Source organism: Streptomyces sp. M-16, assembly GCF_052114405.1.
Lineage (GTDB): Bacteria > Actinomycetota > Actinomycetes > Streptomycetales > Streptomycetaceae > Streptomyces.
Genome location: NZ_JBFRER010000158.1, coordinates 1 through 14,577 on the forward strand (window position 1 = coordinate 1; position 14,577 = coordinate 14,577).

At 70.8% G+C, this 14,577-nt stretch carries 9 protein-coding genes and 3 pseudogenes; 5 read left to right on the forward strand and 7 right to left on the reverse strand.

Annotated elements, in window-relative coordinates:
* Window positions 1–1,091, reverse strand: a 1,091-nt coding sequence (locus tag AB4039_RS38545; RefSeq protein WP_442272947.1) for an RNA-guided endonuclease InsQ/TnpB family protein, incomplete at its 3' end; no start/stop codon positions are given.
* A gap of 203 nt (window positions 1,092–1,294) precedes the next feature.
* Here AB4039_RS38545 and AB4039_RS38550 point away from each other — a divergent pair.
* The 4 genes from AB4039_RS38550 to AB4039_RS38565 all read left to right on the forward strand — a co-directional run bounded on the left by AB4039_RS38550 (window position 1,295) and on the right by AB4039_RS38565 (window position 6,465).
* Window positions 1,295–3,055, forward strand: coding sequence for a ribulokinase (locus tag AB4039_RS38550; protein ID WP_442272948.1), 1,761 nt, complete (start codon window positions 1,295–1,297; stop codon window positions 3,053–3,055).
* Window positions 3,052–3,723 (forward strand): L-ribulose-5-phosphate 4-epimerase, encoded by a 672-nt coding sequence (locus tag AB4039_RS38555; RefSeq protein WP_266846848.1) that lies wholly within the window; start codon window positions 3,052–3,054, stop codon window positions 3,721–3,723. Before AB4039_RS38550 ends, AB4039_RS38555 begins: the two co-directional genes overlap by 4 nt.
* A 16-nt stretch (window positions 3,724–3,739) precedes the next feature.
* Complete coding sequence (araA, locus tag AB4039_RS38560; RefSeq protein ID WP_266846850.1) at window positions 3,740–5,257, forward strand: L-arabinose isomerase; 1,518 nt, start codon at window positions 3,740–3,742, stop codon at window positions 5,255–5,257.
* 101 nt (window positions 5,258–5,358) lie between these two features.
* Window positions 5,359–6,465 carry an aldose epimerase family protein gene (locus tag AB4039_RS38565; RefSeq protein ID WP_442272949.1) on the forward strand — a complete coding sequence of 369 codons (1,107 nt, stop codon included), beginning with the start codon at window positions 5,359–5,361 and terminating at the stop codon, window positions 6,463–6,465.
* Window positions 6,466–6,735: 270 nt separating this feature from the next.
* Here AB4039_RS38565 and mmsB read toward each other — a convergent pair whose 3' ends face one another.
* The 3 genes from mmsB to chvE form a co-directional block, all read right to left on the reverse strand.
* On the reverse strand, window positions 6,736–7,989 hold the full coding sequence (mmsB, locus tag AB4039_RS38570; protein ID WP_266846854.1) for a multiple monosaccharide ABC transporter permease: 1,254 nt from the start codon (window positions 7,987–7,989) through the stop codon (window positions 6,736–6,738).
* A gap of 3 nt (window positions 7,990–7,992) precedes the next feature.
* Entirely contained in the window at window positions 7,993–9,540 is a 1,548-nt protein-coding gene (mmsA, locus tag AB4039_RS38575) for a multiple monosaccharide ABC transporter ATP-binding protein (protein WP_266846856.1), read from the reverse strand.
* Between the two features lie 105 nt (window positions 9,541–9,645).
* Window positions 9,646–10,728 carry a multiple monosaccharide ABC transporter substrate-binding protein gene (gene chvE / locus AB4039_RS38580; RefSeq protein WP_442272950.1) on the reverse strand — a complete coding sequence of 361 codons (1,083 nt, stop codon included), beginning with the start codon at window positions 10,726–10,728 and terminating at the stop codon, window positions 9,646–9,648.
* A gap of 382 nt (window positions 10,729–11,110) precedes the next feature.
* Here chvE and AB4039_RS38585 point away from each other — a divergent pair.
* Window positions 11,111–11,533: pseudogene (locus AB4039_RS38585) on the forward strand (1,4-beta-xylanase); the annotation flags it as partial.
* 53 nt (window positions 11,534–11,586) lie between these two features.
* Here the strand turns inward: AB4039_RS38585 and AB4039_RS38590 are convergent.
* The 3 genes and pseudogenes from AB4039_RS38590 to AB4039_RS38600 form a co-directional block, all read right to left on the reverse strand.
* Window positions 11,587–11,691 (reverse strand): annotated as a pseudogene (locus tag AB4039_RS38590) (hypothetical protein); the annotation flags it as partial.
* A 264-nt stretch (window positions 11,692–11,955) separates the two neighbouring features.
* Window positions 11,956–12,309 carry a hypothetical protein gene (locus tag AB4039_RS38595; protein WP_266846858.1) on the reverse strand — a complete coding sequence of 118 codons (354 nt, stop codon included), beginning with the start codon at window positions 12,307–12,309 and terminating at the stop codon, window positions 11,956–11,958.
* Window positions 12,310–12,434: 125 nt separating this feature from the next.
* Window positions 12,435–14,577, reverse strand: a pseudogene (locus AB4039_RS38600) (hypothetical protein); the annotation flags it as partial.

The window sequence follows — 14,577 nt, forward strand, 5'->3', positions numbered from 1 at the left end:
CGGACGAGCATCACGCGGGCGGAGTTCTTGTCCCTGGGGGACACCGCTCCGCACGCGGTGCACGTATACGTTCTCTCGGAGAGGGGGAGTGCGTGCTTGGCTCTCGCTCCGCACTGTGCGCAGTCCATGGTGGTGTGCGCGGGGTGGACCAGGTGCACGGTCTTGCCGTGCTTGCGGGCCATCTCGATCAGCGCCGCCTTGACGGCGCCGATCGCGGCGTCGGCCGCCTTGCGGGCCATGGTCGTCTTCGCGAGGAAGCGCGGCCGGAAGTCCTCCACGGCGAGGTGGCCGAAGTCCCGGACGACGGCTTTGGCCCACTTGCGGCCGGTGTCCTGCCGCTGCCGGACGGTCTTCTTGTGCATCTTCGCCGCGGCCTTTCGGGCCCTGCGGCAGCCGCTGGTGTCGGGACGGTTCTTCGGGGTCCGGCGCCGGGCCATCCTCCGCTGATAGCGGGCCAGGCGCTGCGCGGCGGTCTTCCCGTGTTCGGCGTGCGGCAGGTCGTGGGCGTCGGAGGTCGTGGTGGCGGTCTCCTTCACACCCCAGTCCACACCGATCACGGCCCCGGCCGGGGGAAGGCGCTGGTGTTCGGTGGCGACGACGAACGAGGCGTACCAGTGGCCGAGGCCGTCCCGGTAGACGCGCACGCTCGAAGGGGCTGCGGGGAGGTCCCTGGACCACACAGGCGTCAGCACGATCCCGCCGGCCAGGTGCAGGCGGCCGTTACGCAGGCGGAAACCGCGCTGGGTGTAGTTCAGCGACGGCGCCGCCTCCCGCTTCCGTTTGAGGCGGGGCATCCCGGTCCGCCGCCGCATCGGCAGCTTCGCCTTGATGTCCCCCAGCGCCTTAGAACGCGACTTCGCGAAGTCCCGGATGACCTGCTGCTGCGGCACCGAGCTGCCCTCGCGCAGCCACGCCATGCCCTGCCGGGCCCCGGTCAGCATCCTGTCCAACTGTGCCGGACCACACGTGATCTTCTCGGTGGCGGCTCTGTTCAGGCCATGGACCTTACGGGACACCGCCACACACTCGTTCCACGCCCACCGGCACCGCGCCCACTCGCCTTCCAGGCGAGCCAGGGCCGTCGACGACACGCGCAGACGGTACGTGTACCGGGCATGCCCGGCCCCGTCGACTGTCGCTGCGAGCGTCGCGATCCGAACCTAACAGCCCCCACTGACAACGTAAGAGAGCGCAGGTCAGAACAGATGCGCAGAGAACTCCGCCGCTACACGGCTCCGAGCCAAGGACCCATTCCTCCCCGCACTGAAGGGCGCAGCCTCCTGGGAGAGATCAGGTGAACGTGACCCCTCTCCCCCAGACCACGGAGAGCCATGTCGTGGGTGTCGACTTCGGCACTCTCTCCGGCCGGGCCGTGGTGGTCCGCGTACGCGACGGCGAGGAGGTCGGCTGCGCCGTCCACGTGTACCCGCACGGCGTCATCGAGCGTGAACTCCCCACCACCGGCCGGCCCCTGCCGCCCGACTGGGCCCTCCAGCACCCCGAGGACTGGCGCGAGGTGCTGCGCACCGCCGTCCCCGCCGCAGTGGCCGCGAGCGGCATCGACCCGGCCACCGTCATCGGCATCGCCACCGACTTCACCGCCTGCACCGTCCTCCCCGTACGGGCCGACGGCACCCCGCTCGCCGAGACCGCGCTGGGCGTTCGCCCGCACGCCTGGCCCAAGCTCTGGAAGCACCACGCGGCCCAGAGCCAGGCCGACCGCATCAACCACCTCGCCCACCTGCGCGCCGAGAAGTGGATCTCCCGCTACGGCGGCAAGATCTCCGCCGAATGGCAGTACGCCAAGGCGCTCCAGGTACTAGAGGAGGACCCGGACACCTACGCCGCCACCGAGCGCTGGATCGAGGCCGCGGACTGGATCGTCTGGCAGCTCGCAGGCGTCGAAACCCGCAACACCTGCACGGCGGGATACAAGGGCATCCACCAGGACGGCCACTACCCCAGCGTGGACTACCTCGCCGCCCTGCACCCCGATTTCGCCGACTTCGCGCGCACCCGGCTGGAGCATCCGCTGTCGCCGCTGGGATCCCGGGCCGGCTCCCTCACCGCCGAGGCGGCCGCCTGGACCGGGCTGCCCGAGGGCATCGCCGTCGCCACCGGCAACGTCGACGCCCATGTCGCGGCCCCTGCCGCCCAGGCCGTCGAGAACGGCCGGCTGCTCGCCATCATGGGCACCTCCACCTGCCATGTCGTCAACGGTCCCGCCCTCGCCGACGTCCCCGGAATCTGCGGAGTCGTCGACGGCGGCATCGTGGAGGGCGCCTACGGCTACGAGGCCGGGCAGAGCGCGGTCGGCGACATCTTCGCCTGGTGGCTGCGCCAAGGCGTGCCGACCCATTACCGCGCGGAGGCCGAAGCCACCGGCGAGGACCTGCACCAACTGCTGTCCCGCAAGATCGCCGACCAGCCCGTCGGCGGCCACGGGCTGGTCGCCCTCGACTGGATGAACGGAAACCGCTCCACCCTCGTCGACCACCACCTCTCCGGAGTCATCGTCGGCCTCACCCTCACCACCCGCCCCGAGGAGATCTACCGCGCCCTGCTGGAGGCCACCGCCTTCGGCACCCGCACCATCATCGACGCCCTGGAGCGGGGCGGCGTCCCCGTCACGGAGTTCATCGTGACCGGCGGGCTGAAGAAGAACCCCCTGCTCATGCGGATCTACGCCGACGTGCTGCGCCGGCCCGTCTCCCTCGCCGAGTCCGCCCAGGGCCCCGCCCTCGGCTCCGCCATCCACGCCGCCGTCGCCGCCGGCGCGCACCCGGACGTACGCACCGCGGCCGCCGCCATGGGCCGCGTACGCCGCGGAGTCCACCAACCCGACCCCGCGCGCGCCGACGCCTACGACCGCCTCTACGCCGAGTACCGCACCCTGCACGACCACTTCGGCACCGGCCCCGACAAGCTCCTCCACCGCCTGCGCGCCCTCCGCAACGCGGCGCTCACCGCCCCGCGAACCGACCCCGAGGCCACCCCGGCCACCTCGGCCACCCCGGCCACCCCGGCCACCCAGAAGAGCGAGGTCCGCCCATGAGTTCCCCCATCGATCTGCTGCGCCGCCAGGTCAGCGACCTCCACCAGGAGCTGGTCCGCTACGGCCTCGTCGTCTGGACGGCCGGCAACGTCTCCGCCCGCGTCCCCGGCGAGGAGCTGATGGTCATCAAGCCGAGCGGCGTCTCGTACGACGAGCTGACGCCCCGGAACATGATCCTCTGCGACCTGGACGGCAAGGTCGTCGAGGGCGACCAGTCCCCGTCCTCGGACACCGCCGCGCACGCCTACGTCTACCGTCACATGCCCGAGGTCGGCGCAGTGGTGCACACCCACTCGACGTACGCGAGCGCCTGGGCCGCGCGCGGAGAGGCCGTGCCCTGCGTGCTGACCGCCATGGCCGACGAGTTCGGCGCCGAGATCCCCGTCGGCCCCTTCGCGCTGATCGGCGACGACTCCATCGGCCGGGGCATCGTCGAGACCCTCCGGGGCCACCGCTCGCCGGCCGTCCTGATGAAGAGCCACGGCGTCTTCACCATCGGCAAGGACGCCAAGGCCGCCGTCAAGGCCGCCGTGATGTGCGAGGACGTCGCCCGCACCGTCCACATCTCCCGCCAGCTCGGCGAACCCCTGCCGATAGCGCAGGAGGACATCGACCGCCTCAACCACCGTTACCAGAACGTGTACGGCCAGCAGCCCGCTGCCCGCTAAGGAGACCGACGCCCCCATGAAGGCACAGAAGGCAATCCAGGGCCGCGAAGTCTGGTTCCTGACCGGCAGCCAAGGGCTGTACGGCGACGACACCTTGCGTCAGGTCGCAGAGCAGTCCCGCCGGATCGCCGACGCACTCGGCGACCGCGACTCCGGCATACCGGTGGACATCGTCTGGAAGCCCGTACTCACCGACGCCGGGGCGATCCGGCGGGTCTGCCTGGACGCCAACGCGGACGACACCTGCATCGGCCTCATCGCCTGGATGCACACCTTCTCCCCCGCGAAAATGTGGATCGCGGGCCTGGACGCCCTGCGCAAGCCGTTGCTCCACCTGCACACCCAGGCCGATGCCGCACTGCCCTGGGCGTCGATCGACATGGACTTCATGAACCTGAACCAAGCGGCCCACGGAGACCGCGAGTTCGGCTACATCCAGTCCCGGCTCGGCGTCGCGCGCAAGACCGTCGCCGGACACGTCAGCGACCCCTCGGTCACTGCCCGGATCGCCTCCTGGGCCCGGGCCGCGGCAGGCCGCTCCGAGCTGCAGAGCCTCAAGCTGGCGCGATTCGGCGACAACATGCGCGACGTCGCCGTGACCGAGGGCGACAAGGTCGAGGCCCAACTCCGCTTCGGCGTCTCGGTCAACACGTACGGCGTCAACGACCTGGTCGCAGCCGTCGACGCGACCGCCGACGCCGGCGTGACCGAACTGGTCAAGGAGTACGAGGACACCTACCGCCTCGCGCCCGCACTCCGCGCGGACGGGGACCGGCACGACTCTCTGCGCTACGCCGCGCGCATCGAACTCGGCCTGCGCGGATTCCTGGCGGACGGCGGCTTCCACGCCTTCACCACCAACTTCGAAGACCTCGGCGGCCTGCGCCAGCTACCCGGCCTGGCGGTGCAGCGGCTGATGGCCGACGGCTACGGATTCGGCGGCGAGGGCGACTGGAAGACCTCCGTCCTGCTGCGCACGCTCAAAGTGATGTCCACCGGGCTGCGGGGCGGCACCTCCTTCATGGAGGACTACACCTACCACCTGGAGCCGGGGCGGGAGTTGATCCTCGGCGCGCACATGCTGGAGGTCTGCCCGACCATCGCATCGGACGTGCCGTCCTGCGAGATCCACCCCTTGGGCATCGGCGGCCGCGAGGACCCGGTCCGCCTCGTCTTCGACGCCCGGACCGGTCCCGCCGTCGTGGTCGGGCTGGCCGACATGGGCGACCGGTTCCGCCTGGTCGCCAACGAGATCGACGTGGTCGAGCCCCTCGAACCGCTGCCGAACCTCCCCGTCGCGCGCGCCGTCTGGCAGCCGCGCCCGAACCTGCGCACCTCGACCGAGGCGTGGCTGACCGCCGGCGCGCCCCACCACACCGTGCTGTCCAGCGCGGTCGGGACCGAGGAGCTGGGCGACCTCGCCGACATCCTCGCCACCGAGCTGCTGGTCATCGACGCGGACACCACGATCCGCCAGTTCACCAAGGAGATCCGCTGGAACCAGGCCTACCACCGCCTGGCCCAGGGCTTCTGACGCAGACGGCGGCCCGGGGGGTCCTCCGGGCCGCCGCCGCCCTTTCGGCCCTCCCGAACCCGCCCCGTCCCCCGTCCCCCGAATCGGAGTGACGAACAGCCATGCCCCACGCGCCCACCCGCTTCGGCGACGGTTCCCTGACGATCCGCCGCGAGCCGTACGCGACCCTCCCGGACGGGCGGGTCGTCGACCGCTGGGCCTTCGGCTCCGAGGGCGCCGTCATGGCGGAGGTGCTCAGCCTCGGCGCCCGGCTCCAGGCGCTGTACGCACCGGACCGGGACGGGCACCGCGCCAACATCGTGCTGGGCGGCGCGAGCGTGGCGGACATGCTCGGCGGGGCGAGGTACTTCGGGGCAACGGTCGGCCGCTACGCGAACCGGATCGCAGGCGGCGAACTGCCCGTCGAGGGCGCCGTCCACCGGCTGCGGACCCAGGTGAACGGCAACACCCTGCACGGCGGCCCCGAAGGCTTCGACGCGCGCCTCTGGGAGGCCACAGAGGTGCGCGAGCCGAGCCGCGTCGGCGTCCGCTTCACGCTGCACAGCCCGGACGGCGACCAGGGCTTCCCCGGCGCGCTCACCGTCCAGGTGACCTACCTGCTGGACCGTGCCGGGTCGCTCACCCTCACGTACGAGGCCGCCACCGACGCGCCCACGGTGATCAACCTGACCAACCACGCCTACTTCAACCTGGCCGGCGAGGGCAGCGGCACCGTCCTCGACCACGTGCTGCAGGTCGATGCGGACCAGTACACGCCCGTGGACTGGGAGTTGATCCCGTACGGCCCGCACTTCCCGGTCGAGGGCACCCCGTTCGACCTCACCGAGCCGCGCCGGGTCGGCGAACGGATCGCGGCCGACCACCCGCAGCTGGCCCTGGCCGGCGGAGGCTACGACCACAACTGGGTGCTGCGTCCGCACGAGGGCCGGGACCCGCGGCAGGTGGCGGTACTGGCGCACCGCGCCAGCGGCAGACGGATGGAGTGCCTGACCACCGAGCCCGGCCTGCAGATCTACACCGCGAACCTCTTCGACGGCTCGCTGACAGGCCCGGGCGGCGCACCGTACCGGGCCTTCGCCGGGATCGCGCTGGAAACCCAGCACTTCCCCGACTCCCCGCACCGCCCGCGCTACCCCTCCACCGTCCTGCGCCCGGGGGAGGAATACCGCTCGACCACCGTCTACCGCCTCTCGGTGGACCCCCGCTGACCCGGCGGCGCCCGGCCCCGCCCGACCGTGCGCGGTCACGCCGCCCGCTTCGCGACCCGGCTTCCCGGACGAAGAGCCCGACGCCGGTCTTCACCAGCGGCGGACGGCGCCGCGCCCCTCCCCGGCTCCTCCCTGCACAGCAGGAACGGCGAGCTGTGGGTCGAGAAGAACGACGGCACGACCGCTTTCAAGGACAGCGCCACCTCCTACCAGCGCGGTCCGGCCGCGCCCCCCCACGGGCGCGGCCGGACCCGTACGGATGGAGTCGGGTCAGGAGCCGGCCTTGCGCTTGTTGTAGACGTCGAAACCGACCGCGGCCAGCAGCACCAGGCCCTTGATGACCTGCTGGTAGTCCGTGCCGATGCCGACCAGCGACATGCCGTTGTTGAGCACGCCGAGCACCAGCCCGCCGATGAGGGCGCCGAGCACCGTGCCGACGCCGCCGGAGGCCGAGGCGCCGCCGATGAACGCGGCGGCGATCGCCTCCAGTTCGAAGTTGATTCCGGCTTGCGGCGTACCCGCGTTGAGACGCGCCGCGAAGACCATGCCGGCCAGGGCGGCGAGCACACCCATGTTGACGAAGGCGAGGAAGACGACGCGCTTGCTCTTGACGCCCGACAGCTTCGCCGCGGCCTCGTTGCCGCCGATCGCGTAGGTGTGGCGGCCCAGGATGGAGTTGCGCATCAGGTAGCCGAAGGCGACGAGCAGCACGCCGAGGATCAGCAGCACGATCGGGAAGCCGTGGTAGCTCGCCAGCAGCAGGGTGAACACCAGCACCGCGGCGCCGATGGCACCCAGCTTGGCCAGGAAGAAGCCGAGCGGGAGCAGGTCGAGGCCGTAGCGGGCGGCCTGCCGCCGGCCCCTGACCTCCTGGAGGACCGCCACCCCGAGCACGACGAGCCCCAGCAGCAGGGTGAGGTTGTGGTAGTCGGTCTGCGGGCCGACCTCCGGCAGGAAGCCGCTGCTGATCTGCTGGAAGCCCTTGGGGAACGGGGCCACCGACTGGCCCTGCAGCACGATCTGCGTCCCGCCGCGGAACAGCAGCATGCCGGCCAGGGTGACGATGAAGGACGGGATGCCGACGTACGCGATCCAGAACCCCTGCCAGGCACCGGCGGCCGCGCCGATCAGCAGGGCGGCGGCCAGCGCGAGCGGCCACGGTACGGCGTGCTTGATCATCATGACGGCCGCGGCGGCGCCGACGAAGGCGGCCAGCGAACCGACCGAGAGGTCGATGTGACCGGCGATGATCACGATCATCATGCCGATGGCCAGGATCAGGATGTAGCTGTTCTGCTGGATCAGATTGGTGACGTTGAGGGGCTGGAGCAGGATGCCGCCGGTCCAGATCTGGAACACCACGACGATCAGCGCCAGCGCGACCAGCATGCCGTACTGGCGTACGTTGCCGCGCAGCGCCCGCACCAGCAGGGGGCCGATGCCGCCATCGCCGCCGGGCTGGGCGGGCAGGGCCGTCTTGAGGTCCGGGGTGCCCGGGGTGTCCGTGGTCTCTGTCTGGGCCATGCCTTACACCTGCTCGTTCTCGGTCGCAGCGCTCACGGTCATGAGGCGCATGAGTGATTCCTGGGTCGCGTCCGCGCGGTCCACCTCACCGGTGAGCCGGCCCTCGGCCATCGCGTAGATGCGGTCGCACATGCCGAGCAGTTCGGGGAGTTCGGAGGAGATGATCAGCACCGCCTTGCCCTGGGCCGCGAGTTCGGCGATGACGGTGTAGATCTCGGCCTTGGCGCCGATGTCGATGCCGCGGGTGGGTTCGTCGAGGATCAGCACGTCCGGCTCGGAGAAGATCCACTTGCTGAGGACGACCTTCTGCTGGTTGCCGCCGCTGAGCTTCCCGGTCTCCGCGAACACCGAAGGGGCCTTGATGTCCATGGTCGTGCGGAAGGACTCGGCGACCCGGGTCTCCTCGTGCTCGTTGACCCAGCCGCGCCGCGCGACCTTGCCGAGCGCGCTCAGCGAGATGTTGCGGCTGATGTCGTCCATCAGGTTCAGCCCGAGGTGTTTGCGGTCCTCCGTGACGTACGCGATGCCGTGGCCGATCGCCTCGGCGACGGTGCGGGTACGGATCTCCTCGCCGTACACCAGCACCCGGCCTCCCGTTTGGCGCCCGTACGAGCGGCCGAAGACGCTCATCGCGAGCTCGGTGCGGCCCGCGCCCATCAGGCCGGCGATACCGACGATCTCGCCGCGCCGCACTTCGAGCGACACGCCGTCGACGACCTTGCGCTGGTGGTCGATCGGGTGGTGGACGGTCCAGTCCTCGACGGCGAAGGCGACCTCGCCCACCTCGGGGGTGCGCTCCGGGTAGCGGTGCTCCAGATCGCGGCCGACCATGCCCCGGATGATCCGGTCCTCGGAGATGCCCTCGGCGCCGACCGCGAGGGTCTCGATGGTCCGGCCGTCGCGCAGGATCGTGATGGAGTCGGCGACCTGGGCGATCTCGCCCAGCTTGTGCGAGATGAGGATGCAGGAGATCCCCTGCGCCTTGAGCTCCAGGATGAGGTCGAGCAGCTTGCGGCTGTCCTCGCCGTTCAGGGCGGCCGTCGGCTCGTCCAGGATCAGCAGCTTGACCTCCTTGGCGAGCGCCTTGGCGATCTCGACCAACTGCTGTTTGCCCACGCCGATGTCGGCGATCCGCGTGTGCGGGCTCTCGTCCAGCCCGACCCGCCGCAGCAGCGACGTGGCGTGGGTGAGCGTCTTGTGCCAGCTGATGACGCCCCGGGTGGCGTGCTCGTTGCCGAGGAAGATGTTCTCCGCGATGGAGAGGTACGGCACCAGGGCGAGCTCCTGGTGGATGATCACGATGCCGCGCCGTTCGCTGGCCCGGATGTCCTTGAAGGCGCAGGACTCGCCCTGGAAAAGGATCTCGCCCTCGTAGGAGCCGTGCGGGTGGACCCCGCTGAGCACCTTCATCAGGGTGGACTTCCCGGCGCCGTTCTCACCGCAGACGGCGTGGACCTCGCCGGGGGCGACGCTCAGGGTGACGTCGGAGAGCGCTCGGACTCCGGGGAAGGACTTGCTGATCGAACGCATCTCGAGGACGGGTCCGGCCATGGTGGTGCATCCGTTCGACAGGGGCGCTGCGGGCGGGGGCCTGTCAGGGCCTCCCGCCCGCACGTGCCCGGCTCTGGTGCGGCCCTGCGTGCGGGGCCGCGGTGGCTACTTGAGCTGGTCGGCGGTGTACTGCCCGCCGTCGACCAGCACCTTCCGGTAGTTCTCCTTGTCGACGCTGACCGGCTGCAGCAGGTAGGCCGGGACGACCTTGGCCCCGTTCTCGTACTGCTTGGTGTCGTTGACCTCGGGCTTGCCGCCGGTGAGCAGGGCGTCGCCCATCTGGACCGCCACCTTGGCCAGCTCGCGGGTGTCCTTGTAGACGGTCTGGGTCTGCTCGCCCGCGATGATGGATTTCACCGAGGCCAGCTCGGCGTCCTGGCCGGTGACGATCGGCAGCGCCTTGTCCGGGCTGCCGTAGCCGACGCCCTTGAGGGAGGAAAGGATGCCGATGGAGATGCCGTCGTAGGGGGAGAGGACCGCGTCGACCCGGGCGGAGGTGTACGACTTGCTCAGCAGGTTGTCCATCCGGGATTGTGCGACACCGCCGTCCCAGCGCAGCGTGCCGACCTGGCTGAGGCTGGTCTGACCGCTCTGGACGACCAGCTTCTTCTGGTCGATGTACGGCTGGAGCACGCTCATGGCGCCCTGGAAGAAGAAGGTGGCGTTGTTGTCGTCCGGCGAGCCGGCGAACAGCTCGATGTTGAACGGGCCCTTGCCGCTCGCGAGAGCCAGCTTGTCTACGATGTAACTCCCCTGCAGGACACCGACCTTGAAGTTGTCGAAGGTCGCGTAGTAGTCGACGTCCCCGGTGCCGCGGATCAAGCGGTCGTAGGAGATCACCGGGATCTTCGCTTCGGCGGCCCGGTGCAGGACGTTCGTCAGCGAGGAGCCGTCGATGGCGGCCACCACCAGCAGCTTGGCACCCTTCGTGATCATGTTCTCGATCTRCGAGACCTGGTTCTCGACGACGTTGTCGCCGTACTGCAGGTCGGTCTTGTAGCCCTTGGCCTGGAACTGCTTGACCATGTTGTCGCCGTCGTTGATCCAGCGCTCCGACGACTTGGTGGGCATCGCGATACCGACGAGGCCACCCTTGGCGTTGCCGCCGCCTGCGCCGTCGCCCGCACCGTTGGCGCTCTGTCCGCAGGCCGTCAGGGCCAACGTGAGGCCCGCGGCAGCGAGGCCCATGGAAACCTTGCGCACTATTCCTCCAGTGGTATGCCGCGATCGCCGCGACCTCGGCAGGGGCCTCGGATCGGGTCGAGCGGGGTCGAGCACCGGCCCGGGGTGGGAGGGGGCCGGGTTCGTTCGGGGTCGGTACGGCCGACCGGGCGGCGGGGTGCGTGAACCCCGCTGGAGGCCCCGGTGGTTGCCGCTCTGGGCTGGCGTTACATGAGTGTTAACGCTCACAGAAACCGCGTCAAGGGCCCGGAGATCACCGTTGGATATAGCGCGGGCAAGCGGAGACGCGCCCGACGGCAAGGGCTTGACCCGCAAATTGTGAGCGTTAACAATAAGCGGGACGTAGCTCTCCGCCCTCCGCTCTCCCTGCTCGCGGCAGACCACGTGCCTGCTCTTCACATCCCAAGCCCTGAGCACACCGGACCGGGCGGCCGCCGCCGCCGACCCGGGCTACCTGATGTTGCACTTCAGCGGGGAGGGGGCGGCCGGTCAGCTGATGTACCTCGCACACAGCACGGACGGCCTCCACTGGAACGACCTCAACGGCGGAGCACCGATCCCGCGCTCCACGATCGGCACGAAGGGGGTGCGTGACCCCGCGCTGGTGAGATCCCCCGGCGGTGACAAGTACTGGATCATTGCCACCGACCTGTGCATCGGCTGCGGGCAGAACTGGGAGGCCGCCGTGTACAACGGCAGCCGCGACCTGGTGTGGGAGTCGACGGACCTGGTCACCTGGTCGCAGCCGTGGCTGCTCAACGTCGCCGGCGCAATCCCCGACGGGCGCAACGCCTGGGCGCCGGAAGCAATGGTCGGAGTGATCATGCTGTCGCCGAAGAACAGCGACGCGCCGAAGATGCCCAGCGCGGCCAGTACGGCGGTGGTGCGCCGGCCCCGTGGTGAGCCGGTGCGCCGCAGCAGGGTGATCAGCGCCATGATGCCGCCCTCGCCGTCGTCGTCGGCGCGCATCGCCAGCAGCACGTAGGTGCCGATGTCGCCGAAGACCACCCCGAGCGCGCCGATCACCAGCGCGAGACGAGCGGTGTCGTGTGCGCTCGGGCCACGAGCCTCCGGCCGACCTGACACGGAGCCGCCGTCCGGAGGGGTCCCCTACCGGCGCTAGGGCATGGTGGTCCACCTTCGCACGGGCTGCTGCGCCGCGGACCGGGCGCACTGCGGCGGACAAAACCGATCCGCCCGGGCAACCTCCCGACGGCCACGCCAGCCGTCAGATCACGTCGCGAGCACGTACGCCAGGAGCAGCATGAGGGAGACGGTCACACACATGAAGACCACATAACGCGTCGGGACGGCGGGCCCTTCGCCCTCCGTCTGCCCGCCTCCGGCTCGGAGGTGGTCGCGGAGCAGCCTTCCGCAGGGGATCGCGCCGATGGTGAACCCGACCCACGTGAAGGAGTACATGACCATCATCTGCCGTGCATTCCACGGCACGGCTCCCAGGCCGCCCATCCCCGTCATCACGAGCAGGAACACGACGGAAAGACCGGCCGCCATGGCGGTCGGTCTGGGCATCCTCAGGCAGCGGTGCACACCGAGGCAGAGGACGGACGTGGCGAAGACGGCCATGGCCAGCAGCCAGCCGATGGGGAGTCGCGCGAGGATGTCGGGTCCTTCCTGACCGGGCCAGGGGGCCGCCGGTGTGGCTTCCCCCTGGCCCGGTACCGGGTCTCAGGCCGTTACCGCCGGCGCCGTCAGCCGAAGAGGGACGACAGCGTCGAGGTGACCGGCGAGATCAGGTCGTGGCCGAACTGCGTGATCTTCGTGGCCACGGGAGCCACGACCTTGCCGCCCACCTTACTCAGGGAGCCGATCCACTGGGACTGCCCGAAGGTGAGGACTCCCAGAGCGGTGCTGCCAGCCGAGGCCCAGAACTGGCTGCTGTTCCATCCGTAGGCGAAGCGGGTGAGGACCGTGCTGATCCCGGAGACCGCCATGGAGGCGATGCCCAGGCCGAAGGCCAGGGGTTCCAGGACGATGGCGGCGGGCGGGAAGATCAGACCGCCGATGCCGGCGAGAGCGCTCGCGAAGCCCAGGCCGGTGCTGATCCAGCTCGTGGCGTTGGCCCACCACTTCAGGTCCTTGTACCAGGGGACGTCGCCGCCGTTGACGGTGTCGTTGTCAGGGGTGTCGGCCGGGGACTTGCCCGCGTCCTTGGCGGCCTGCGCGTCCGCGGCCGCCTGCTTGGCCGCCGCTACGAGCTCCTGCTGCCGCTTGTCCGCGGCGATCTGGTGGGCCTGGCTCGCGGCCTCGGCCGCCGTCTTCGCGTCCTGGCCGGCCTGCGTGGCTGACGCGTGGGCCGAAGCGGCCGACGCCTGGGCGGCGTTGGCGGACGCCGACGCGCTGCGTGCCGATTCGAAGGCGCGGTTGGCGGAGTAGTTCGCCGAGCGCGCGGCGGTGCGGGCCGTGGCCGCGGCCTGGCTCGCCCTGTCGGCCGAGGCCTGCGCGTCCTTGGCCGACTGGTCGGCCGCGTCGGCGTTCGCCTTCGCCTGCTGCGCGGAGTTCGCCGCCTGGGCGGCCCAGTCCTGGGCCTTGTTCGCCCAGTCGATGGCCTCCGCGGCCGCGTTGCGGGCGACGGCCGCCGCCTGCTGGGCGCGGGCGGCGTCCTCCTGCGCCTTCTGCGCGATCTTCGCGGCGGCGGCGATCGCGCCCTGCATGGCGGCGATGTGGCTGGCCGAGTCGTAGTCGAGCTGAGCCGTCTTGTACTGGACCGAGCCGATGAAGTTCCGACGCATCCACGTCGGGCCCTCCATGGCCGCCTGAGCGTGGGCCCTGGTGTAGGGACCCGCCTTGTCCGAGGAGAGGAGGGCGGCAGTGGCGACCGTGTCGTCCTCCCGCTGCGCCGCCTCGCCGGTGACGGTGAGGAACGCGTACAGGGCCTCCGGAGTGCCGGCGTCCAGCGCGGCGTTGGCGGCCTTCGTGACCGCCTTGCCCGGGTTGGCGGCGAGGGCGCGCGTCACTGCCACGCGGGCTTCCATCGCGGAGGCCTGGACGAGCCCGCCGTCCAGGAACTTGCCCACGGCGTCCGGGTCGCTGCTCCCCAGAGCCCTGGCCGCGGCGTAGCCGATGTCCGCGGGCAGGGTCCGGGCTAGGTAGAGGCTGGTCTCCCGGTCGTCCTGCCGCTGGGCGAGGTTCCGGTCGGTGTCGATCCAGACGTGGATGTCGGAGTCGGCGCCGGACAGGGCGAACCGCGCGGCCTCGTGCGTCCAGGTGCCGTGGGAAGTGCCCAGCACGGCGACGGCGGCCTTGCGGCCCAGCCCGGCCGCGAGACCGGTGTCGCCCGCCTTGAGAGCCGTCTCGGCCTGGCCTATGAGGTCCTTGGTGGCCTGTGCGGCCTGCTCGGCCTGGGTGCGCTTCTCGGCGTACGCGGCCCGCTCGCTCTGCTCGATCTGGGCGAGCAGCCGGACCTCCTGGATCGCCCGCTGGGTGTCCTGGTCGAGCCGCTGCCACTCGGCCTCGCGGGCGGCCTTCTCCACCTCGACGGCCTTGGCGACCGCTTCGGTGGCGGTGTTCGCGGCCTTGGTGGCCTCGTTGGCGAACTCGGTCGACTTCTTGGCGTACTCCACGGCCTGGCCGGCGTACTGGGCGGCCCACTCGGCCGCCGCGGCGGCGTTGTCCGCGTGTGCGGCGGCGCTGTTGGCCGCATCGCGAGCGGTACGTGCCGCCGCCGCGGCCGAGTTGGCCAGGGCCTGGGCCGTGCCGGCGGCGTTGGTGGCGATCGTGGCGTTGGTGCTGGCGATCTGGGCCTGGCGCTTGGCCTCGGCGGCCTCGGCCTGGGCAGCCCCGGCGGCACTGGCGGCGGCGGCCGAGGCGTTGGCGGCGGCCGCGGCGTTGCGG

What these genes read in the sequence shown, in the direction of transcription:
- AB4039_RS38595 (WP_266846858.1), bottom strand. Translation starts at nt 12,309, where the DNA reads ATGGCCGTCTTCGCCACGTCCGTCCTCTGCCTCGGTGTGCACCGCTGC.
- araA (WP_266846850.1), top strand. Translation starts at nt 3,740, where the DNA reads ATGAAGGCACAGAAGGCAATCCAGGGCCGCGAAGTCTGGTTCCTGACC.
- mmsA (WP_266846856.1), bottom strand. Translation starts at nt 9,540, where the DNA reads ATGGCCGGACCCGTCCTCGAGATGCGTTCGATCAGCAAGTCCTTCCCC.
- mmsB (WP_266846854.1), bottom strand. Translation starts at nt 7,989, where the DNA reads ATGGCCCAGACAGAGACCACGGACACCCCGGGCACCCCGGACCTCAAG.
- AB4039_RS38565 (WP_442272949.1), top strand. Translation starts at nt 5,359, where the DNA reads ATGCCCCACGCGCCCACCCGCTTCGGCGACGGTTCCCTGACGATCCGC.
- AB4039_RS38555 (WP_266846848.1), top strand. Translation starts at nt 3,052, where the DNA reads ATGAGTTCCCCCATCGATCTGCTGCGCCGCCAGGTCAGCGACCTCCAC.